Annotated in this window: 20 protein-coding genes; 13 read left to right on the top strand and 7 right to left on the bottom strand. The window is 42.5% G+C overall.

From position 1 onward, the window contains the following. Nucleotides 1–123 precede the first annotated feature (123 nt). On the bottom strand, nt 124–1,689 hold the full coding sequence (nprE, locus tag NYE22_RS14315) for a neutral metalloprotease NprE (RefSeq protein WP_003245026.1): 1,566 nt from the start codon (nt 1,687–1,689) through the stop codon (nt 124–126). Nucleotides 1,690–1,973: 284 nt separating this feature from the next. On the opposite strand from nprE, the gene NYE22_RS14310 reads away from it, so the two are divergent. From NYE22_RS14310 to sigQ, 4 genes are read left to right on the top strand one after another with little or no spacing between them, the layout of a single operon-like run. Continuing rightward, on the top strand, nt 1,974–3,914 hold the full coding sequence (locus NYE22_RS14310; RefSeq protein ID WP_342411925.1) for a hypothetical protein: 1,941 nt from the start codon (nt 1,974–1,976) through the stop codon (nt 3,912–3,914). Beyond that, the gene (locus tag NYE22_RS14305; protein ID WP_120028055.1) at nt 3,904–4,173 is read left to right on the top strand and encodes a hypothetical protein; all 270 of its coding nucleotides are present in this window, start codon (nt 3,904–3,906) and stop codon (nt 4,171–4,173) included. The genes NYE22_RS14310 and NYE22_RS14305 overlap by 11 nt, the downstream gene beginning before the upstream one ends. Further along, nucleotides 4,173–4,694, top strand: coding sequence for an RNA polymerase sigma factor YlaC (ylaC, locus tag NYE22_RS14300; RefSeq protein WP_120028586.1), 522 nt, complete (start codon nt 4,173–4,175; stop codon nt 4,692–4,694). The genes NYE22_RS14305 and ylaC overlap by 1 nt, the downstream gene beginning before the upstream one ends. Continuing rightward, entirely contained in the window at nt 4,691–4,984 is a 294-nt protein-coding gene (sigQ, locus tag NYE22_RS14295; RefSeq protein WP_124073190.1) for an anti-SigP sigma factor SigQ, read from the top strand. Before ylaC ends, sigQ begins: the two co-directional genes overlap by 4 nt. Nucleotides 4,985–5,023: 39 nt before the next feature. Here sigQ and NYE22_RS14290 read toward each other — a convergent pair whose 3' ends face one another. Both NYE22_RS14290 and NYE22_RS14285 read right to left on the bottom strand, forming a co-directional pair. Next, nucleotides 5,024–5,635 (bottom strand): hypothetical protein, encoded by a 612-nt coding sequence (locus NYE22_RS14290; protein WP_021479358.1) that lies wholly within the window; start codon nt 5,633–5,635, stop codon nt 5,024–5,026. Nucleotides 5,636–5,906: 271 nt separating this feature from the next. Beyond that, the gene (locus tag NYE22_RS14285) at nt 5,907–6,095 is read right to left on the bottom strand and encodes a YlaF family protein (RefSeq protein ID WP_003245500.1); all 189 of its coding nucleotides are present in this window, start codon (nt 6,093–6,095) and stop codon (nt 5,907–5,909) included. A 112-nt stretch (nt 6,096–6,207) separates the two neighbouring features. Between NYE22_RS14285 and typA the strand changes: the two genes are divergently transcribed. Both typA and NYE22_RS14275 read left to right on the top strand, forming a co-directional pair. Continuing rightward, complete coding sequence (gene typA / locus NYE22_RS14280) at nt 6,208–8,046, top strand: translational GTPase TypA (RefSeq protein ID WP_003232278.1); 1,839 nt, start codon at nt 6,208–6,210, stop codon at nt 8,044–8,046. 56 nt (nt 8,047–8,102) lie between these two features. After that, nucleotides 8,103–8,420 carry a YlaH-like family protein gene (locus NYE22_RS14275; protein WP_003232274.1) on the top strand — a complete coding sequence of 106 codons (318 nt, stop codon included), beginning with the start codon at nt 8,103–8,105 and terminating at the stop codon, nt 8,418–8,420. A gap of 55 nt (nt 8,421–8,475) precedes the next feature. On the opposite strand, the gene NYE22_RS14270 is transcribed toward NYE22_RS14275, so the two are convergent. Next, a complete protein-coding gene (locus NYE22_RS14270) occupies nt 8,476–8,685 on the bottom strand; it encodes a YlaI family protein (RefSeq protein WP_080286191.1) in 210 nt (69 codons plus the stop codon). Between the two features lie 82 nt (nt 8,686–8,767). Then, a complete protein-coding gene (locus tag NYE22_RS14265; RefSeq protein ID WP_038827801.1) occupies nt 8,768–9,397 on the bottom strand; it encodes a YhcN/YlaJ family sporulation lipoprotein in 630 nt (209 codons plus the stop codon). A 154-nt stretch (nt 9,398–9,551) separates the two neighbouring features. On the opposite strand from NYE22_RS14265, the gene NYE22_RS14260 reads away from it, so the two are divergent. After that, nucleotides 9,552–10,880 carry a PhoH family protein gene (locus NYE22_RS14260; protein WP_038827802.1) on the top strand — a complete coding sequence of 443 codons (1,329 nt, stop codon included), beginning with the start codon at nt 9,552–9,554 and terminating at the stop codon, nt 10,878–10,880. Between the two features lie 2 nt (nt 10,881–10,882). Here the strand turns inward: NYE22_RS14260 and NYE22_RS14255 are convergent, their stop codons facing one another. Continuing rightward, nucleotides 10,883–11,368, bottom strand: coding sequence for a hypothetical protein (locus tag NYE22_RS14255; protein WP_003245279.1), 486 nt, complete (start codon nt 11,366–11,368; stop codon nt 10,883–10,885). A 102-nt stretch (nt 11,369–11,470) separates the two neighbouring features. Between NYE22_RS14255 and glsA the strand changes: the two genes are divergently transcribed. The 4 genes from glsA to pyc all read left to right on the top strand — a co-directional run bounded on the left by glsA (nt 11,471) and on the right by pyc (nt 17,717). After that, a complete protein-coding gene (gene glsA / locus NYE22_RS14250) occupies nt 11,471–12,400 on the top strand; it encodes a glutaminase A (RefSeq protein ID WP_003232263.1) in 930 nt (309 codons plus the stop codon). 97 nt (nt 12,401–12,497) lie between these two features. Further along, nucleotides 12,498–12,779, top strand: a complete 282-nt coding sequence (locus NYE22_RS14245; RefSeq protein ID WP_003245286.1) for a YlaN family protein — start codon at nt 12,498–12,500, stop codon at nt 12,777–12,779. Between the two features lie 205 nt (nt 12,780–12,984). After that, nucleotides 12,985–14,196 (top strand): cell division protein FtsW, encoded by a 1,212-nt coding sequence (gene ftsW / locus NYE22_RS14240; RefSeq protein ID WP_095010675.1) that lies wholly within the window; start codon nt 12,985–12,987, stop codon nt 14,194–14,196. A 74-nt stretch (nt 14,197–14,270) separates the two neighbouring features. Beyond that, entirely contained in the window at nt 14,271–17,717 is a 3,447-nt protein-coding gene (gene pyc, locus NYE22_RS14235) for a pyruvate carboxylase (RefSeq protein ID WP_161985972.1), read from the top strand. A gap of 402 nt (nt 17,718–18,119) precedes the next feature. Here the strand turns inward: pyc and ctaA are convergent, their stop codons facing one another. Then, nucleotides 18,120–19,040 carry a heme A synthase CtaA gene (gene ctaA, locus NYE22_RS14230; RefSeq protein WP_003232254.1) on the bottom strand — a complete coding sequence of 307 codons (921 nt, stop codon included), beginning with the start codon at nt 19,038–19,040 and terminating at the stop codon, nt 18,120–18,122. A 354-nt stretch (nt 19,041–19,394) separates the two neighbouring features. Between ctaA and cyoE the strand changes: the two genes are divergently transcribed. Both cyoE and coxB read left to right on the top strand, forming a co-directional pair. Further along, complete coding sequence (gene cyoE, locus NYE22_RS14225; RefSeq protein ID WP_003232250.1) at nt 19,395–20,312, top strand: heme o synthase; 918 nt, start codon at nt 19,395–19,397, stop codon at nt 20,310–20,312. Between the two features lie 239 nt (nt 20,313–20,551). Continuing rightward, nucleotides 20,552–21,622 (top strand): cytochrome c oxidase subunit II, encoded by a 1,071-nt coding sequence (gene coxB, locus NYE22_RS14220; RefSeq protein WP_014663859.1) that lies wholly within the window; start codon nt 20,552–20,554, stop codon nt 21,620–21,622. Nucleotides 21,623–21,636 lie beyond the last annotated feature (14 nt).

Genomic DNA, 21,636 nt, shown 5'->3' with positions numbered 1-21,636 from the left:
CCTTCTTTTTGCAGATCAGAAGCCGTTTCTGTCTCATGGCAGCATCTTTTCGTCGTTTCTGCTGAGAGAGAAATCAAGATATGTAACAAAAAAAGCCTGAGGGATCTCAGGCTTTTTCTAATATTACAATCCAACAGCATTCCAGGCTGCTTCAACTTTAGCGGCATCAGTTGAGCCGTAGAGGTCACGGGCAGACTGAATGAGAGCTGCCTTGGCATCTTTGAACGTGGAAGAAGGCGTGAGGTACGTTGTTAACGCACGGTAATAGATTTGCTGTGATTTAGATACACCAAGTTTTGTGATGGTGTTGTAAGCGGCTTTGTTTGGAATTCCGCTGTTTGTGTGTACACCGCCATAATCGCCTTCATCTGTGTTTGGAAGGTTTCTGTAATTGGCGTAATTGTCAGGCTGGTTGTATTTTGTAGGGTTGGACAGGCTGCGAAGAGCAGGCTGGCTGACCGTAATGTCTTCACCGATGTCCCAGTCTTCTGTATCGTTAAAATACCCGAATACGTCAGAGAAAGACTCGTTTAATGCACCTGGCTGATTTTCATAAATCAAGTTGGCTGTTTCTTGGGTGACGCCATGTGTCATTTCATGCGCTGTCACATCTAATGAGCCGGAAAGCGGAGAGAAGAATGAACCGTCGCCATCACCGTAAATCATCTGGTCTCCTGTCCATGCAGCGTTATTGTATTGAGTGCCATAGTGAACGGAAGAAACGATTTTACTGCCTTTGTTATCATAGCTGTTTCGTTTAAAGTTTGAATAAAAATAATCGTACACTTTACCGAGGTTATAGTGTGCGTCAACGGCTGCCCGCTGTGATGAAGATGTAAATGTTTTCGTTGTGCTTGAGACAAGCGTGCCCGGAAGGCGGCTTTGTCTGTTTTGCAAGTCATATGTGATGATTTGGGTGCCAGTTGGTTTTGAAAGATCTCTTAGAACATATTTTCCGCCTTCATAAGAGATGTTCAATGGAACAGTTGCGCCCTTTAGAGTTGTTCCGCTTCCAGTGGCGGCGGCATGTTCTACTTTATTTTGCTGTTTTAAAATGCTGCCTGTTTCGGCGTCAACTAAGACTTCCCAGTTTGCAGGTTCAGGCTCGACATAGCGAATCGTCACGTCGTAAGCAAGACGATAGCTGCCGTCTTTTGTTTCTATCGCTTTCAATTCGGCTTTATTGCTGTTTTTGGCCGCTCCGTTAGAAACAGCGTCTGGTGATTTGCCGATAGCTTTGAAAGCGAGTGCCAGCGCTTTTTCAGAAGAGACTTTTTGGCTGTTATCTGTTTTTGCAGCAGATTGATTGTGTAATTCACCATTGACCGCATAGACATTATCGGATTTATCGACGTGAACGATCACTTGCGAATCTTTAATTGGCACTCCGTTAACGACAGGCGCATATCGAAAGTGCTTGTATCCAAGGGCATCAGTCGTGCTTTCAACAAGCTTCAGCCTTTTGGAAGGATCACCTTTAAAAATGTTGCTGTTCTTTTTCAAAAACTGCTTGACAGCCTTGTCATTTGGTGCAGAGAGTTCTGATTGCGCAATCGCATTTTTGGAGAGGAAATTTGTTTGATTCTCTTTAAGCTGATGACCTTCAGCAGCCTGAACACCAGGAAGGCTGATTGATAAACTCATAAACGAAGCAGCGACAGCAACAGACAATTTCTTACCTAAACCCACAATAAATCCCCCTTTTTGAAAATACTGAAAACTTTATATTGTTATATTAAACTAGCATTCTGGAATACTCAACAAAAACTAACATAACTAGACAAAATTGATAGTATTGTCCTGTGTTTGTTTTTGTTGAATAATATCAAGATGAGTCAAGTGTCATGTGACGGTTCACTCAAGAGTTATGTTTTTTACATATCAAGGGGAAGATGAGATATTTTTGTTTCATCTTGAAACTTTTTGAAAAGTCCGCTGTCTAACCGAATGAGGCCTTAATAAGAAGTAAAGGATTGTTGTTCGTGTTGGAGTTATTCAGTCATTATGTATTGCATTTCGAACGTTATTTTATATTAAGCAGACAAAGCACCCTGCTGATTCAATGGTCAATTGTTGTTCTGGCGGGTTTATATCTTTTGGGGCATCATCCCAAAATAAACCGGCAGCGCACAATGTTCTTGGCGGGTGTTATGTTGCGGATTGTGCTGCTGGCGGGAGTGTCTGTTGAACTTATTCACCAGGTGCAATCAACAAACTTCACCAGCGCTTACTTAAGAGAGGACGGAAAAGAACTGTTGCCGCTGCTGCATTTTTTGTTATACGGATATGTGCTGCTGACGGCTTTTCACTATATGTTGATGCCGCGTGATCATGGTGGAAAGGGTAAGTTTTATACGTTCGACCTTGCCGTTGTCAGTTTGCCAATCGTACAAATGATATTCAGTTTCTTTACGTATTGGAAGGAAAATCCGGATGGAGTCGAGCCAATTGCATTCGTGTTTCTGTTTTTCATTATTACTCTTTCTATTGTGTTGAATGTTGTGTTTTTCAAGCTGTATTGGAGAACAAATAAGATTTTACTAGGCTTATTTTATACGCTGATTATCGGACTGCTTGTCTTGCTGCTTGCGCCATATCCCAATCAAATCTCAAAAGATTATGGTGCAGTAATGCCATATACGATTTATTTGGCAATGGCGGGATTTTTGATGAGCTATCATCTGTTCCAAAAGTCAGGAAAGGTTTATGTGCGTGTGAATAAGTGGGTGACGAGGGCTGTCATGGTGTTTTTTGTCCTGCTGTTAAATCCGATATATAACATAGGAACGGCTGCTTTCGCTGTATCAAAGCCAGCAAATGTCCATGATTCATTCAATTTTGTCGGGGAGCACATTTCATCAGAAAAAGCGGAACAGATACTAAAGTCATTTTTTCCTACGGATGAAACACTTTATTTGCACGATACAAACATGGATGTGCATTATTTCTACTCATTTGAAAGCAAGAGTTATAAAGTTGAGGTAGATGAAGTATCGCAGCTGATTCGTAATTATGAATACTTACAAAAAGCGCATGGGAAAAAGCTAACGAATCAGGAGTACAAGCGAAAGTCCATCGCTTTCCTTGAGCGACACGGACGTGTGTTACATAAGGATCATATCGAAACAAAGGTATCAAATGAGGACGGCCAGACAGTCGTACGTATATACCTGAAAAACCAGCTTCATAAAAAAGATCATGCTGATGATGGCGCGGTATTTTATTGGGAAAAGGAAACCTTAATGGGGTTTAGTGAAGATCCATCGATTTACCAGCTTGACTCTCTATTGCATGTTCATATAACAGAACAAGACATTCAAGACAAAGTGGAACAAATGTTTACAGCGCTGAACATATTGAAACAGCCTTATCAGATCACTGATATTGAAAGCAATAGCCTGCTCGGAAGCATGGTGAGAGTTGAAACAAAAGATGGAATTGTATTGGAGTTTGATGGAGAATCCGGTAGTTTACACAGTCTCTCGATTCCAATGAAAAAGGAAATTTCACTGACTAACAGCCGGCTGCAGCGGCAGGTATTAACGGTCTTCGATGCTGATGTATCAGAAATGAAGAAAAAAAGCAGTCAGAGTGACATGGTGATGTATACTGATTCTTCTAAAACATATGAGTTTTTTGAAGATCAAGGTCAGCTAAACGTTTATGTATACAGCGATACACCTAATCAGTCATTCCCCTATACATATCGTAATGGAACATTGGCTTACGAAAAGGTAGCTTCTCTATATCAGGATGTTATTTACAAAAAGCGTATGCGTCCGATTATCGTTCAAAGAGGGGATGAACGGCATTATGCATGGCTGATCATTATTCAGCCGTTTGGTTCAAATCGCCATGATGCCTATGTAGTGGATGGAGAAACACAAGAGGTGAAAAGTCTTTATGAATCATAAAGAAAAAGAGTCTGTTTTTTTAGACTTATACGACCTGTATAAAGAAGGAGAGCTAGAGGATGAATCAATGGAATGGATGAAACAGCATGAATCCCTATTTCAAAAGAATGCGGAAGACTTAAAGAGTAAAACTTGTTTAAAGAGAAGTCCCGGTGCTGAAGAAGAAAGCCAAATCAGATATATGAAAGTATACCTGTCTTCCATGTATATCTGTTTCATTTTATTGGCCATTTGGATGACGGTGTGGTTTTACTTTTAATGAAGCATAGGGATTCCATTGAGAACTTGTATCGGCAGTATTATCAAGAAATTTTAAATTATTTATTCAGAAGGACTCATCATCTTGAAACAGCCAAGGACTTAGCGCAGGACACGTTTGTGAAAGCTCTTAACGGTCTGGCTTCGTTTAGGGGGCATTCTTCCATCAGAACATGGCTCTACACCATTGCGCATCATACCTTTATCAATTGGTACCGCAGGGATGTCAAATACCAATTTACTGATATCAGCAAAAATGAAGGGGTAACGCAAACAACTTATGAGCAGCCTGAACAGTATCTGTCACGAACGGTGAAAAGCGAAACACTGCGGCAGGAGCTCCTGAAGTTAAAAGATCAGCATCAATCCGTTTTGATTTTAAGAGAATTCCAAGACCTTTCTTATGAAGAAATCGCTGAGATATTAGGATGGAGTCTTTCTAAGGTGAAAACCACATTGCACCGGGCTAGATTAGAGCTAAAGAAACACATGACGAAAAGTAGAGAGGAGGAGCGGATATGACCTGCTTTCTAGTAAGAGACCTGCTTCCTCTGTATCTTGAAAGTGATTGCAAAAGAGAAACGGAACACGTTATAGAAGAGCATTTAAAAATGTGCAGCAGCTGCAAAGACATGTATGACACGATGGCTGAGCCATTTGAATTGGAAAGCGAACAGGCCGTTGAGGAGGCTTATCTGCCGGAAGAAGAACTGCGTTTTAAACAGAGGTACTATGGATTACTTATCATGAAAGCTGCCTGCTGGTTTGGAGCGGCGGTTGCCATGATGCTGATCATCAAATTGCTGATATAAAAAAAGCGCTTGTCCGATTCCGGCAAGCGCTTTTTCACATTAAGCCTGGGGATGAATCATATCGTAAATAGCGGCAAGCTGTTCTTGTGACATGGCACTGAAGAGTTTTTCATAAACGTCAGCTTGCAGTGGCGTTGCACCTGCTTGTAGCGCTGCGTCTTTATCATAGCTGTACACATCATCTTGTAGCACAATGGCTGCTTGAAGAATGTGAATCTTGAGAGAAACAGCGGAGAAAAATTGTTCAAGTGCAAGTGCTTCTTTTTCTGTGAAGCCAAGTTCAACTGCTTTTTCTGTATCAAATTTGTAATTTCCATCCTCGAGATACACACATTGTGAAACAATGCTGAAAAATTCTGATGTCGATTCCCAGAGTGTAGCAATTACCTGAGCCTCTTCTTTTGTCATTCCTAACTCGACAGCTTTTTCGCTGTCAAAATAATATACACCGTCTTGTTCGTATATACATTGATTTAATATATCAATGAATGTATTGAGATCTTCGTTAGTGCTCGCCTGATGCTGGAGTTGAACAGCAGTGTTATCAACCAGTGTTTTTGCGCTGGCTGCATCAGGACCGAACGTTAATAGAGCAGCTGATGTCATTGCGGCAGTCGTTAACATAGCTTTTTTTACAAATGTTTTCTTCATGTTTCTTCTCTCCCTTTTATGAATTGTGCTACAAATTCCATTATAGGGAGTAGTTTCCGGTGGAGGAATAGGCGCTATGGTATTTTATGTGTATCGTTGCCGAACTACTTTTTGAAGGCTGCACGTGTGATCGTTAGAACGATTGTCTATGTATGAAGGCTGTTTTGCATCTTCCTGACTAAGAAACAGGGGAGATAAGGCTTAAGAAATGAAAAACACCGCTTTCTTTGCGGTGTTTTTTGATTACAATGTCGCCGGCGGGGCAATGCTTTTAATCAAGCAAGCCTTGTTCGCGCATTTTCTTTTTTAATGTAAATCCGCCGCCCATGACAGCGCAAACAAGTACAATGCTGGCGATAATGCCTGCAGGGCTTTTTTCAGCGATAAAGACGCCGATCAGCATAATGCTGAAAACCGCTGCAAATGCAAATAATAGTAAAAGCCAATTCATTTTTTTCATAAATTCCATCCCCTTTTACGTCTTATATTAAGTTTACAGAAAAACGTGACGCTTTTAAAGAGGATGTGTGATATAATATGAAAGTTATCTAATTTTTTTAGGAGATGAAAAAGTGAAACTTCGAAATGATCTTCGCAACATCGCGATTATTGCCCACGTTGACCATGGGAAAACGACTCTAGTCGATCAGCTTTTACATCAGGCTGGTACGTTCCGTGCCAACGAACAGGTTGCTGAACGCGCAATGGACTCTAATGATCTTGAACGCGAACGCGGCATTACAATATTGGCGAAAAATACTGCGATTAACTATAAAGATACACGTATCAATATTTTGGACACCCCTGGACACGCAGACTTTGGGGGAGAAGTAGAACGGATTATGAAAATGGTTGACGGCGTAGTGCTTGTCGTTGACGCATATGAAGGCTGTATGCCTCAAACTCGTTTTGTTCTGAAAAAAGCTCTTGAGCAAAACCTGAACCCTGTTGTTGTTGTAAACAAAATTGACCGTGACTTTGCTCGTCCAGAGGAAGTTATCGATGAAGTTCTGGATCTGTTCATTGAGCTTGATGCTAATGAAGAGCAGCTCGAGTTCCCAGTGGTATATGCTTCCGCGATTAATGGAACAGCGAGTCTTGATCCGAAACAACAGGATGAAAACATGGAAGCTTTATATGAAACCATTATTAAGCATGTTCCGGCACCTGTTGATAATGCAGAGGAGCCGCTTCAATTCCAAGTTGCCCTTCTTGACTACAACGACTATGTAGGCCGTATCGGAATCGGACGCGTATTCCGCGGCACAATGAAAGTCGGACAGCAGGTTTCTCTTATGAAGCTTGACGGGACGGCAAAGTCATTCCGTGTTACAAAGATTTTTGGTTTCCAAGGCTTAAAGCGTGTGGAAATTGAAGAAGCAAAAGCGGGAGACCTCGTTGCGGTTTCCGGGATGGAAGATATCAACGTTGGTGAAACGGTATGTCCTGTAGACCATCAAGATCCGCTTCCGGTGCTTCGCATTGATGAGCCGACACTTCAAATGACATTTGTCGTGAATAACAGTCCGTTTGCAGGCCGTGAAGGCAAATATGTAACGGCCCGCAAAATCGAAGAGCGTCTTCAATCACAGCTTCAGACGGATGTGAGCTTGCGTGTTGAGCCGACAGCTTCTCCTGATGCTTGGGTTGTTTCAGGACGCGGTGAACTGCACTTGTCAATTTTAATTGAAAATATGCGCCGTGAGGGCTATGAGCTTCAAGTGTCAAAACCTGAAGTTATTATCAAAGAAATCGACGGCGTACGCTGTGAGCCTGTTGAACGTGTGCAAATTGATGTTCCTGAAGAGCATACTGGCTCTGTCATGGAATCAATGGGTGCCCGCAAAGGCGAAATGGTTGATATGATCAACAACGGAAACGGCCAAGTCCGTCTCATCTTTACAGTTCCTTCCCGCGGATTGATCGGTTACTCTACAGAATTCCTATCATTAACACGCGGATTCGGTATTTTGAACCATACGTTTGACAGCTACCAGCCGATGCAGGCGGGCCAAGTCGGCGGACGCCGTCAAGGTGTACTTGTGTCAATGGAAAACGGAAAAGCAACATCATACGGTATTCAAGGAATTGAAGACCGCGGTGTCATCTTCGTTGAGCCGGGTACTGAAGTATACGAAGGAATGATCGTTGGAGAGCATAACCGTGACAATGACCTTGTTGTTAACGTCAGCAAAATGAAACAGCAAACAAACGTCCGTTCCGCGACAAAGGATCAGACAACTACAATTAAAAAAGCGCGCATCATGTCTCTTGAGGAGTCTCTAGAGTACTTAAACGAAGATGAATATTGTGAAGTAACACCTGAATCCATCCGTTTAAGAAAGAAGATCCTCAATAAGAACGAACGTGAAAAAGCAGCTAAAAAGAAAAAAACAGCAGGATTGTCTTAATCTCGTGCAGAATTTGAAAAGATAGAACCCGTACGTTTACAGGGGAGGGAATCTTTTTGAATGACGTAAGCGAACGCCTGTCGTTCTTCGCCGCTCTATATCAAGTAGACCGGCAGCCTGCGGCAGGCATGTGGCTGCTGTACGGCACGATTTTTGTGTTGGCCGTTATTGTATTTAAGCTTGGATTTGCTAAACGGCTTCCTGTATTAAAATCTGCAGTGGTGTATGTATTTTTGGCGTTGGGCTGCACTGTTTTGACTTTTTTAGGGGTGTTTTTGCCCGTGGCAGAAGGATTGGTCGTCGCTGCGCTGATTTTAATCATTTACAAAATCCGGCTGTATCAGTCGAAAAAAGGACAGTCTGCAAAATCATAAAAGACTCAGCTTTCAGCTGAGTCTTTTTTGTGTTCTGTATGGTTAAGCGGCCGCTTTATTTTTTGACTTTTTCTTTTTTCTGCTGTCCCGGGTGAAAAGTAAATTTTCCCGTTTTCAGCCGTTCCTCTGTTTTTTTGGCAATCCGATCGTGGCATTCCTGGCACATATATGTATGGATCGGGCGGTTTCGAAGCCGTTTCGCGATCAGGGTATCATCATCAATTGTTTCAATTATATCGCAAATAGAACATTTGACCCTCATCATATCACCTCTTTCACTAACATGTATTATAGCACGGATCAGAAGCTGTCCAAAATAAGAAAAAGCTAAAGCGCAAGGCTATAGCTTAGTCATTGTTGTTCTTTTTCATATGATGATCAGATTGATCGTTTTGCTCCTTCTCCATTTCCTGCTGCTGTTTTCTATTTAATTGGTCATTTTGCTGCTTTGTTTGCGGTTCGTCTTCATTGTCAATCACATCGTTAGGCACTTCGGGAAGCACTCGGCCGACAATTGCAGCTAATTCATCCAGTATGCCTGTTACCGGACGGCCCTCGCTGATTTCTCTGCTCATTTCGCGAAGGCGGCTGACCGTATCGGGATCAGCAATGACTACTGCGTTGGCGCCATATCGATCATTCTTTAGCGCCTGAGCTACAGAATATTTAATGGTTTCCACTTTGCTTCTGTCCAAAGTATCATCGACATCAATCCCAACAACAGCATAACCTCCCAGCACAACGGCTGTTGCATCCTTGACGTCGGGGTTTTTTTCAGCAACGCTGACAAGATGTTTGGCAATATCCGTTCTTGTTCCATTGTTTTTTGTTTCTTGAGTTGTGTCCTTTACGTGAATCGGTTTAGTCTCCTGCTGTCTTGTTGATTCTTTTTCAACATTCTGGCCCTGTTTTCCTTGTTGATAGGCACAAGCGGACAGGATAAGTGTCAGCTGTATGATAATGAAAAGAATTCGCACTTGCGGGTTCCCTCCTTAAAATGCTTTCATTAATTTTATTGTTGAATTAACCTTCTATCTTTATGCACAAAAACATATATTTTAGCAGGCATTCATCTTTTTCATCAAAAGAGAAGCAGGAAGAACTTTGACCCTTATATCAGGAGGCTGAGACTTGAGTAAAATTTATGTGTTAGATACGAATGTGTTATTACAGGATCCTAACGCGATATTTTCTTTTGAAGAAAATGAGGTTGTCATCCCTGCTGTCGTTTTAGAAGAGGTTGATTCAAAAAAACGGTATATGGACGAAGTTGGGAGGAATGCAAGGCACGTATCTAAGCTAATCGATGCGCTAAGACAAAAGGGCAGGCTGCATGAGCATGTCCCGCTTGACACCGGCGGCACACTGAGAATTGAACTGAATCATCGTTCGTTTCACCAGCTGCAAGAGATCTTTATTGAAAAGACGAACGATAATCGCATATTAGCGGTTGCGAAAAACTTAAGCCTCGAGGAAGAAACCAAGGAAAATGGCAGGCCGGTTATCCTCGTCAGTAAGGATGTACTGGTCAGGGTTAAAGCCGACGCAATCGGACTGCTTGCTGAAGATTTCTTGAATGACCGGGTTGTGGACAATGATGAAATGTACAGCGGCTATAAGGATTTATATATCAGCCAGCAGCTGTTCAGCTCTTTTTACGGGAAAAATCAAATTTCAATAAACGATGTGAAACAGCATGCGTTTTATCCGAATCAGTTTGCTTTAATGAAGGATGAGCTAGGAGGATCCTCCTCGGCAGTCGGAATTGCAGACAAAACCGGAACGGTATTAAAAAGACTCGTATTTGATGATGAACATATATGGGGAATCAGGCCGAAAAATGTACAGCAGACAATGGCATTAGAGCTTTTGCTGCGGGAAGATATTCCGCTTGTCACCCTGATCGGCAAAGCGGGAACCGGCAAAACGCTCTTAGCTTTGGCGGCAGGGCTATTACAGACAGAAGACTTGGGAATATACAAAAAGCTGGTCGTCGCAAGGCCGATTGTTCCTGTTGGCAAGGACATCGGATATTTGCCAGGCGAAAAAGAGGAAAAGCTAAAGCCTTGGATGCAGCCGATTTTTGACAACTTAGAGTTTCTGTTTAATGCGAAAAAACCAGGGGAGCTTGATGCTATTTTGGCGGGAATTGGCTCAATTCAGGTAGAGGCGCTGACTTATATCAGAGGGAGAAGCATTCCAGATCAATTTATTATCATTGATGAAGCGCAAAATTTGACCAGGCATGAGGTGAAAACTTTGCTGACGAGAGTCGGTGAAGGCAGTAAAATTGTCTTAATGGGTGACCCTGAACAAATTGATCACCCATATTTAGACAGTCTGAATAATGGTTTGGCCTATGTGGTTGAGCGGTTTAAAGGACAACCCATCTCAGGCAGCGTGAAGCTGTTAAAAGGTGAGAGATCAGGTCTCGCCCAGCTCGCAGCTGATTTGCTGTAACATTAAATGATTTCGATCTCTTTTACATCGGTAATCGGCTGTTTGTGATGGACCGGGTCTTCAAAGTAAATATGCACGGGGCCGCCTTCTTGAATCGGCTTGCCTGCCTCACTGAAATGGACAATACTGTTCAGAGCGGTTTCCAGAGAAACGGCGGCCTTTCCCGAACTTGTGACAAATACACATTGTGTCGCAGAGCTGTTCGGCTCAGCATTTTTCAGGACAGTCCCAAGTCTCATTGCGAAACTGCCGTTCATCAGTTTTTGCTTCTCATATTGCTTTTCCGTCTTTAATGTAGGCGGCGCGATTCGCCCCTCTCTGATGACGCGTTCCGGATCAAGGTCGGATTCATCCCCGGCTGATTGTAAATATGTGTCTTGACTGTCCCCTTTGCGGTCAAACGAAAATTTGCGATCATCAAAAATCCATACGCTTGGATCAATGGTAATTGGATATGTAACATTGCCTTTTACTTGGATAACGCTCATGATATGACCCCCTTCTCTCAAAATTATAAAAGTTTTCGCATGAATTGTCACTTTGTGTACAAATTATGTGTATTGAAATGCTGAGGGAACGAGGGTGTTTGCATGGTATGCCGGCATAATGATGAGCTTGAAGCCTTAGTGAAAAAGGCGAAAAAAGTAACGGACAAGGGGGAAGTAGCCAGCTATATTCCCGCCTTGGCAAAAGCTGATAAACACGACCTGTCAGTGGCGATTTATTATTCCAATAATGTTTGTCTGTCAGCAGGTGACGTAGAAAAAACATTTACGCTTCAAAGTATATCGAAAGTCCTTTCCCTTGCTTTGGTGTTAATGGAATACGGCAAAGATAAGGTCTTCAGTTATGTTGGACAGGAGCCGACCGGTGATCCGTTTAATTCAATTATCAAGCTCGAAACGGTGAATCCGAGCAAGCCGTTAAACCCTATGATTAATGCCGGGGCATTGGTAGTGACAAGTCTGATAAGAGGAAGAACGGTGAAAGAGAGACTTGATTATTTGCTTTCTTTTATCAGAAGGCTGACAAACAACCAAGAGATTACATACTGCCGGGAAGTGGCTGAATCTGAATACAGCACTTCAATGATTAATCGGGCGATGTGTTATTATATGAAGCAGTACGGCATTTTTGAAGATGATGTAGAAGCAGTAATGGATTTATACACGAAGCAATGCGCGATTGAGATGAACAGCTTGGATTTAGCGAAAATCGGATCTGTATTTGCATTGAACGGCAGACATCCAGAGACTGGGGAGCAAGTCATCTCAAAAGATGTCGCTAGAATTTGCAAAACGTTTATGGTGACGTGCGGAATGTACAATGCAAGCGGGGAATTCGCAATTAAGGTCGGAATTCCTGCGAAAAGCGGCGTATCCGGCGGGATTATGGGCATTTCGCCTTACGATTTCGGGATCGGCATATTCGGCCCCGCATTAGACGAAAAAGGGAACAGCATTGCAGGTGTAAAGCTTTTGGAAATAATGTCTGAGATGTACAGGCTGAGTATTTTTTAATTTATGTCATATGCTTAAATCCTCTTGCATTTTCTGTTGATACCCTTTATGATAAATAGAAGAATTAGGTACTCGCCTGGGGAACGGAGGGATACTTTTGGCTTCAGAGATGATAGTTGACCATCGGCAAAAAGCTTTTGAACTCTTAAAAGTGGACGCTGAGAAGATTTTGAAGCTGATCCGAGTACAAATGGATAACTTAACGATGCCTCAATGTCCTCTATATGAAGAGGTTTTAGATACTCAAATGTTCGGGCTTTCGAGGGAAATCGATTTTGCTGTCCGCCTGGGATTGGTTGATGAAAAAGACGGTAAAGACCTTTTATACACATTGGAACGCGAATTGTCTGCTTTACATGACGCGTTTACAGCTAAATAAATGATAAAACTCAAACTTATTAACAGTTTGGGTTTTTTTATAACCGCTATTTTTCTCTCATCTCATAAAAGACGGTCTTTTTTTACACATTCCTTCCGAATCGTATAGAGATTCTTCGTCTCGTTTGATAAATTGTAGTAAAATAAAAAAGATAAATACATAAAAACCATAGATAATGGAAGTTAGAAGCAGGGAAGAGGATGTTATGTTAAAAAAAATGCTAAAATCTTATGATTACTCACTGATATTCGCAATCGTTTTATTATGCGGATTCGGTTTAGTGATGGTATACAGCTCAAGCATGATTACGGCTGTTTCACGATATAACGTAAGCAGTAACTTTTTCTTCATGCGGCAGCTGTTTGCTTTAATTGCGGGTGGCGCTCTATTTATACTAATGGCTTTGTTTCCTTACAAGGCACTGGCCCATCAAAAGTTTCAGAAGGGGATACTGCTTGTATCTGTTCTTGCGCTTATCTCACTGTTTGTTTTCGGGCATGTTGCCGGAAACGCGCAGAGCTGGTTTAAAATCGGCGGAATGAGTATCCAGCCGGGGGAGTTTGTGAAACTGGTCGTGATTTTATACCTTGCAGCCGTATATGCCAAAAAACAAAGCTATATCGACCATCTATTAACTGGGGTAGCCCCTCCGGTAGTCATGACGCTTGTGATTTGTAGTTTAATTGCCATGCAGCCAGATTTCGGTACAGCCATGATTATCGGGCTGATTGCAACGTGCATGATCTTATGCTCCGGATTCAGCGGAAAGACACTGATGAGGCTTGTGATACTGGGCGGAATCGTTTTGATTTTAGTCAGCCCGATTATCTATTTGAATCAGGATAAAATTTTAACTAAAGGCCGCTTAGCGCGTTTTGAGAGTCTTGAAGACCCATTTAAGTATGCAAACTCATCAGGTTTGCAAGTGATCAATTCTTATTATGCGATCGGCTCAGGCGGCATTTTCGGTCTGGGGCTCGGTGAGAGTATCCAAAAATACGGATATCTGCCTGAATCACACACTGACTTTATTATGGCTGTCATTGCTGAAGAGCTCGGCATTTTTGGGGTTTTGTTTGTGATTTTCTTATTGGGTTTTGTCGTCATAAAAGGTTTTTATATTGCCAGAAAATGCGAGGACCCGTTTGGAAGTCTTCTAGCGATCGGCATTTCAAGCATGATTGCCATCCAGTCGTTTATTAACCTTGGCGGTGTCAGCGGATTAATTCCGATTACAGGGGTTACCCTGCCATTTATCAGTTACGGGGGCTCTTCTTTGGTGCTGCTGCTGGGGAGTATGGGGATATTAGCGAATATCAGCATGTTTGTAAAATATTCAGAGAATAAGAAAAAGAGAGAACCCTTGGCGACGAAGGGACTGAAAAAGAAACAGCTTAAAAAAACTGTTTATCAGTAAAAAACAAGTGTGTACAGGGGAAGGATATTCCGCTATGATAGATTATATTCCATTCGGGTAAGGGGGAAAAAAGTTTGTCTCAGCAATCGATACAAAAAGTATTAGTAGCAAACAGGGGAGAAATTGCAATCCGAATATTCCGGGCGTGTACCGAGTTGAATATTCGTACAGTTGCGGTCTATTCAAAAGAAGATTCCGGTTCCTACCATCGGTACAAAGCGGATGAAGCATACTTAGTCGGTGAAGGGAAAAAACCGATTGATGCTTACCTGGATATTGAAGGGATCATTGATATTGCGAAAAGAAACAAAGTCGATGCAATTCATCCGGGATACGGTTTCTTATCTGAAAATATTCATTTTGCGAGACGATGTGAAGAAGAAGGCATCGTATTCATTGGTCCAAAATCCGAGCATCTCGATATGTTTGGTGACAAGGTAAAAGCGCGTGAGCAGGCAGAAAAAGCCGGAATCCCCGTGATTCCCGGAAGCGACGGTCCTGCCGAAACGCTTGAAGCTGTTGAACAATTTGGACAATCTAACGGTTATCCGATTATCATTAAAGCTTCGCTTGGCGGCGGCGGCCGCGGTATGCGGATTGTCAGAGCTGAAAGTGAAGTCAAAGAAGCATATGAACGTGCAAAATCAGAGGCGAAAGCAGCCTTTGGCAATGATGAAGTTTATGTAGAAAAATTAATTGAAAATCCGAAACATATTGAAGTTCAGGTGATTGGAGACAAGCGGGGCAATGTCGTCCATCTTTTTGAGAGGGATTGCTCCGTTCAAAGACGCCATCAAAAGGTCATTGAAGTGGCGCCGAGTGTCTCGCTGTCACCTGAATTAAGGGACCAAATTTGTGAGGCGGCAGTTGCGCTTGCCAAAAATGTAAACTATATAAATGCGGGGACGGTCGAATTCCTTGTTGCAAACAACGAGTTCTACTTTATTGAAGTAAACCCTCGCGTACAAGTTGAACACACGATAACAGAAATGATTACTGGTGTCGATATTGTTCAAACTCAGATCCTTGTTGCTCAAGGACACAGCCTTCACAGCAAAAAAGTAAATATTCCTGAGCAAAAGGACATTTTTACAATCGGCTATGCCATTCAGTCACGGGTTACGACTGAGGATCCGCAAAATGATTTCATGCCTGATACAGGAAAAATCATGGCTTACCGCTCAGGCGGCGGTTTTGGTGTCCGTCTTGATACCGGAAACAGCTTCCAGGGCGCCGTGATCACACCATACTATGATTCACTTCTCGTTAAGCTTTCAACTTGGGCTTTAACATTTGAACAGGCAGCTGCCAAAATGGTGCGAAACCTTCAGGAGTTTAGAATCAGAGGCATAAAAACGAACATTCCGTTCCTTGAGAACGTTGCAAAACATGAGAAGTTCCTGACAGGGCAATATGATACATCTTTCATTGATACAACGCCTGAATTATTTAATTTCCCTAAACAAAAAGACCGCGGAACGAAAATGCTCACTTACATCGGCAATGTGACAGTAAACGGTTTCCCCGGAATCGGGAAAAAAGAAAAACCGGCGTTTGACAAACCGTTAAGCGTAAAAGTAGACGTTGATCAGCAGCCTGCCAGAGGAACAAAGCAAATTCTCGATGAAAAAGGCGCAGAAGGGCTTGCAAATTGGGTTAAGGAGCAGAAATCTGTCCTTTTAACTGATACGACATTCAGGGATGCCCACCAATCGTTATTGGCAACTAGAATCAGATCGCATGATTTGAAAAAAATCGCAAATCCGACGGCTGCGTTATGGCCTGAACTATTCAGTATGGAAATGTGGGGAGGCGCGACCTTCGATGTAGCCTACCGATTCCTGAAAGAAGATCCGTGGAAGCGTTTGGAAGATCTTCGCAAAGAAGTGCCGAATACCTTATTCCAGATGCTGCTTCGCTCATCAAATGCGGTCGGCTATACGAATTATCCGGACAATGTGATTAAAGAATTTGTGAAGCAATCAGCTCAATCCGGTATTGATGTGTTTCGTATTTTCGACAGCTTAAACTGGGTAAAAGGGATGACGTTAGCCATTGATGCCGTTAGGGATACCGGCAAAGTGGCAGAAGCTGCGATTTGTTATACGGGAGATATCCTTGACAAGAACCGGACGAAGTACGACCTTGCATATTATACATCGATGGCGAAGGAGCTTGAGGCGGCCGGAGCCCATATTCTCGGGATTAAAGATATGGCAGGGCTGTTAAAACCGCAGGCTGCATATGAACTCGTTTCTGCGTTGAAAGAAACGATCGACATTCCGGTTCACCTTCATACGCATGATACGAGCGGAAACGGTATTTATATGTATGCGAAAGCTGTTGAAGCCGGCGTTGATATCATAGACGTGGCGGTCAGCTCAATGGCGGGATTAACGTCACAGCCTAGCGCGAGCGGATTTTATCATGCGATGGAAGGCAACGACCGCCGTCCGGAAATGAATGTCCAAGGCGTTGAATTGCTGTCCCAATATTGGGAGTCGGTGCGTAAATATTATAGTGAATTTGAAAGCGGAATGAAGTCTCCGCATACTGAAATTTATGAACACGAAATGCCAGGGGGCCAATACAGCAACCTGCAGCAGCAGGCCAAGGGAGTAGGCCTTGGCGACCGATGGAACGAAGTCAAGGAAATGTACAGACGCGTGAACGATATGTTCGGTGACATCGTCAAGGTAACGCCTTCCTCAAAAGTTGTCGGAGATATGGCACTTTACATGGTGCAAAACAATCTGACTGAAAACGACGTTTACGAAAAAGGCGAATCTTTAGATTTCCCTGATTCTGTCGTGGAGCTTTTCAAAGGAAATATCGGCCAGCCTCATGGCGGATTCCCGGAAAAACTGCAAAAGCTAATCTTAAAAGGGCAGGAGCCGATTACAGTCAGACCGGGCGAACTGCTTGAGCCGGTGTCATTTGAAGCGATCAAACAGGAATTTAAAGAGCAGCATAACTTGGAAATTTCAGATCAGGATGCTGTGGCATATGCCCTTTATCCTAAAGTCTTCACTGATTATGTGAAAACGACAGAAAGCTATGGAGACATCTCGGTATTAGATACACCGACATTCTTCTACGGCATGACATTAGGTGAAGAGATAGAAGTTGAAATTGAGCGCGGCAAAACGCTGATCGTTAAGCTGATTTCAATCGGTGAGCCTCAGCCTGATGCCACCCGCGTCGTTTATTTCGAACTCAACGGGCAGCCGCGTGAAGTAGTCATTAAAGATGAAAGCATTAAGTCTTCCGTTCAGGAAAGGCTGAAAGCAGACCGGACAAATCCAAGCCACATCGCAGCTTCTATGCCTGGAACAGTTATTAAGGTATTGGCTGAAGCAGGCACAAAAGTCAATAAAGGTGATCATTTGATGATTAATGAAGCGATGAAAATGGAAACAACGGTTCAGGCGCCTTTCTCAGGAACAATCAAGCAGGTTCATGTGAAAAATGGTGAGCCGATCCAAACGGGAGATCTGCTCCTTGAAATTGAAAAAGCATAATAAACAAAGAGTGTATATCATTTGATATACACTCTTGTTTTTTTATATAGAAAATGTGGAGTGAAACAGATGGTTAGAAGAGATATAAGGGGACTTCAGAGATTATACAATACTGTCACAAGCCCAAAATAAATAGAGGCTTATACAGCCAATATTTTAGATGCTTTGTAGTATGCCGTGCATATTTCTTTAAGCACTATCTGATTTAAAAGGCTTTAATACTTATGTTCGCGGGCTATAGATCCATATGAAATTTCTATAATCACGATAAGAAAGGGGACAGACCGAAGTGAGCTGCTCACTGATCATCAAATTCAGCAAAGGCTGGCCATTGAAACAATAAAGCGCCAAAACAAGACATGAAAAAAGACCAAAGCCGCCTAAGGCTTTGGTCTTGAGTCCTTATGATTGCCTAGATTCATAACGGAAACGAGCAATCAATAATAAGAAGTAGCATAGAACGCCAAACAGACAGGCAATAAAGAACGAGTGGGCAAGTGCAAAGCCCAGAGCCAGTTCAGAGTATACGATCATAATCCCGGACAGTGCCTGTAATGTAATGAAAATAAGACATGAGATCCATCCCCAAAAGATCTGTTTTTGATCTTTATAGGAGATAATAGCATGAACAGCGGCAACAATAATCCATACAAATAACAGTAAGGCTGCTGCTCTGTGGCCCATTTGCACCCATTCATGGAATTGGGTCGGAAGTCCATTGTTCAGCGGGCTGCACAGCGGCACATCAGGACATGCCAGGCTTGATTCAGTGTGTCTTACATATGCGCCTGTATACACAACGATATAGGAATATATTAAAATTCCTATCATGTGAAATTGCATCTTTTTGCCGATTTGAAGCGGCTTAACCAGTGTTCTGACTGATTTATCAGCTTCAAATATGAGCAATGTCAAAATAAGCACTGAAGCAAAAGAAATTAATGAGATGCCGAAGTGAAGCGCCATAATCAGCGCGTTCGAACCGAATACGACAGCCAATGCGCCAAGCAATGCCTGAAGAAATAAAAAGATAATTGACATGATCGCGAGAAACGTTGTTTCACGGAAAATCGGCGTGATTTTTCTCCATGACCAAAACGCAAGGCTTAGCACAAGGATAATAGAGATTCCGCTTGCGAATCGGTGGCTCCATTCAATAATTGAAGCCGGATTCAGTTCAGGGAAAAAACGGCCGTGACACAGCGGCCACTGTCTGCCGCATCCTTGGCCGGAACCTGTTTTTGTAACGAGGGCACCCCCGATTAAAACAATTAGCATGACAAATGTCGTCAGAACACCGAGAGCTTTTAATGCTTTATTCATACAATATTCACCTTCTTAACATACTGCTGCAATTTTATATACGTTCCAAGTGTAAGCGAATATGTGTTTTGTGGCAATTCCCAGAGCCTTTTGTTCACAAAAATATAATAGAATGACGGCTTCTGGAAAATGTACACTTGATTATTCATGCCGGGTCTGATAGAAATAAGGTAAACGCAATGCCGATTTGGAGATTGCCTTTATCTTTGGTAAAATTCATAAAAAGTTCACAAATAAATTCCTGTTTGTCGTTTAATATTTAATAGGATGTTTTTTTACAAGATGTTATCTTGTATGATAGAGTTGCAGGTTATTTTATTCTCCTGCGTTAGGTTTGTAAGGGAGGTTTACGTTATGGCTAACTCCAGAATCTTAAATGATACAGCTATAGACGGACAAATTGAAGAAACAACGGCATGGAAAGATTTTCTGTCCCTTATTAAAATAGGGATCGTCAATTCTAACCTCATCACGACTTTCACTGGAATGTGGCTTGCACTGCATATATCCGGTTTAAGTTTTTTAGGCAATATAAACACCGTTCTTCTTACGTTAATCGGGTCTTCACTGATTATTGCGGGCTCCTGCGCGATCAATAACTGGTATGACCGGGACATTGACCATCTTATGGAGCGTACGAAAGTAAGACCGACGGTTACGGGTAAAATTCAGCCGAGTCAGGCGTTATGGTCTGGAATTTTGCTGGTTGCTTTAGGATTGATCATGCTGCTGATGACAACTGTCATGGCTGCTGTTATCGGTTTTATCGGAGTCTTTACGTATGTTGTATTGTACACAATGTGGACGAAACGCCGCTATACGATTAACACAGTAGTAGGAAGCGTTTCCGGTGCAGTGCCGCCGCTTATTGGATGGACGGCAGTGGAAGGGAATATCGGTGTCGTAGCATGGGTGTTATTCATGATTTTATTTATTTGGCAGATTCCTCACTTCTTAGCATTGGCTATTAAGAAAACAGAGGATTACAGAGCTGCAAATATTCCGATGCTTCCTGTCGTATACGGATTTGAAGTGACAAAAAGACAAATTATTGTGTGGGTTGCGTGCCTGATGCCGCTTCCGTTTTTCCTTGGTAGTCTGGGTCTTCCGATTGTCATTCTCGGCTTGCTGTTAAATATCGGCTGGCTGATTCTTGGCTTAATGGGATTCCGCTCCAAGAATATCATGAAGTGGGCAACGCAGATGTTCGTTTACTCGCTTAACTACATGACAATCTATTTCGTTGCCATGGTTGTCTTGACGCTTTTCTAAAAAATAGATATGATGCTTGTTTTATCGCTTCAAAATAAACGATGACAACTAGTAAATGCCGCCTTGACCTCTTGTTTAATCAGGCGGCTTTACTTTTATACATAGATGGCATTTTGAGTAAAAAAACTCATAATTTAAGAGAAGAGGAAATGTAAGTGCTTTATTGGTGATAGGTTGGATGGCGATAGATTTCGATCCGCTTTCCGCCTTTGTATTGACCAGAAAAGGGGTTGGGTGAAATGGTAAAGCATTGGCGTCTTATTTTATTATTAGCCTTAGTGCCGCTTCTATTAAGCGGATGTGGAAAACCTTTTTTATCCACGCTCAAGCCTGCTGGCGAGGTGGCTGATAAACAGTATGACCTGACAGTGCTCAGCACATTGATTATGGTGGTTGTTGTTGCAGTAGTATCTGTTATCTTCTTTTATGTGATTGTGAGATTCAGAAGATCACGGGTCGGTGAGAACACGATACCGAAACAGGTAGAGGGGAATAAATTTTTAGAAATCACATGGACCGTGATCCCGATTTTGCTGCTCATTATTCTTGTGATTCCTGTTGTATTATATACGCTGGAGCTAGCGGACACATCACCAATGGATAAGAAAGGCCGCAAAGCTGAGGATGCTCTTGTAGTCAATGTTAGGGCAAATTTATACTGGTGGGAGTTTGAGTACCCTGATTACGGCATTATCACAAGCCAGGAGCTGATTGTACCGACAGATCAGCGTGTATATTTTAATTTAAAAGCCTCTGATGTAAAACATTCCTTCTGGATTCCTTCAGTTGGAGGAAAACTTGATACGAATACGGATAATGAAAATAAGTTCTTCCTGACATTTGATTCAAAACGAAGCAAAGAGGCAGGAGATATGTTTTTTGGGAAGTGTGCAGAGCTTTGCGGCCCTTCACATGCGCTGATGGATTTTAAGGTGAAGACAATGTCTGCAAAGGAATTTCAGGGCTGGACAAAAGAAATGAAAAACTATAAATCTACAGCAGAGAGCGATTTGGCTAAGCAGGGTGAAGAACTGTTTAAAGAGAAAAACTGCCTGAGCTGCCATGCGGTAGAGCCGAATGATAAGCGTGCAGAAGCCGCTAGAACGGCACCCAACTTGGCGACCTTTGGTGAAAGGACAAAAGTGGCAGGGGTGAAAGAGGCCAACAAAGAAAATGTGAAGGCTTGGCTGAAGGACCCTGACAGCATAAAGCCGGGGAACAAAATGACAGGCACATATCCAAAGCTCTCAGACAGCGAAACAGATGCGCTTTATGAATACTTAAAAGGCTTAAAAGCGGAAAGCAAGTAGGGAAGAAAGGGAGA

Origin of the sequence: Bacillus sp. FSL K6-1560, assembly GCF_038592935.1 — a bacterium.
Lineage (GTDB): Bacteria > Bacillota > Bacilli > Bacillales > Bacillaceae > Bacillus > Bacillus subtilis.
Note: the sequence above shows the minus strand (reverse complement) of the source record. Positions and strands in the feature narration are given on the sequence as shown.

What these genes read in the sequence shown, in the direction of transcription:
- cyoE (WP_003232250.1), top strand. Translation starts at nt 19,395, where the DNA reads ATGGCTAACTCCAGAATCTTAAATGATACAGCTATAGACGGACAAATT.
- sigQ (WP_124073190.1), top strand. Translation starts at nt 4,691, where the DNA reads ATGACCTGCTTTCTAGTAAGAGACCTGCTTCCTCTGTATCTTGAAAGT.
- NYE22_RS14305 (WP_120028055.1), top strand. Translation starts at nt 3,904, where the DNA reads ATGAATCATAAAGAAAAAGAGTCTGTTTTTTTAGACTTATACGACCTG.
- coxB (WP_014663859.1), top strand. Translation starts at nt 20,552, where the DNA reads ATGGTAAAGCATTGGCGTCTTATTTTATTATTAGCCTTAGTGCCGCTT.
- NYE22_RS14290 (WP_021479358.1), bottom strand. Translation starts at nt 5,635, where the DNA reads ATGAAGAAAACATTTGTAAAAAAAGCTATGTTAACGACTGCCGCAATG.
- ftsW (WP_095010675.1), top strand. Translation starts at nt 12,985, where the DNA reads ATGTTAAAAAAAATGCTAAAATCTTATGATTACTCACTGATATTCGCA.
- ylaC (WP_120028586.1), top strand. Translation starts at nt 4,173, where the DNA reads ATGAAGCATAGGGATTCCATTGAGAACTTGTATCGGCAGTATTATCAA.
- glsA (WP_003232263.1), top strand. Translation starts at nt 11,471, where the DNA reads ATGGTATGCCGGCATAATGATGAGCTTGAAGCCTTAGTGAAAAAGGCG.
- ctaA (WP_003232254.1), bottom strand. Translation starts at nt 19,040, where the DNA reads ATGAATAAAGCATTAAAAGCTCTCGGTGTTCTGACGACATTTGTCATG.
- NYE22_RS14285 (WP_003245500.1), bottom strand. Translation starts at nt 6,095, where the DNA reads ATGAAAAAAATGAATTGGCTTTTACTATTATTTGCATTTGCAGCGGTT.
- NYE22_RS14270 (WP_080286191.1), bottom strand. Translation starts at nt 8,685, where the DNA reads ATGATGAGGGTCAAATGTTCTATTTGCGATATAATTGAAACAATTGAT.
- NYE22_RS14255 (WP_003245279.1), bottom strand. Translation starts at nt 11,368, where the DNA reads ATGAGCGTTATCCAAGTAAAAGGCAATGTTACATATCCAATTACCATT.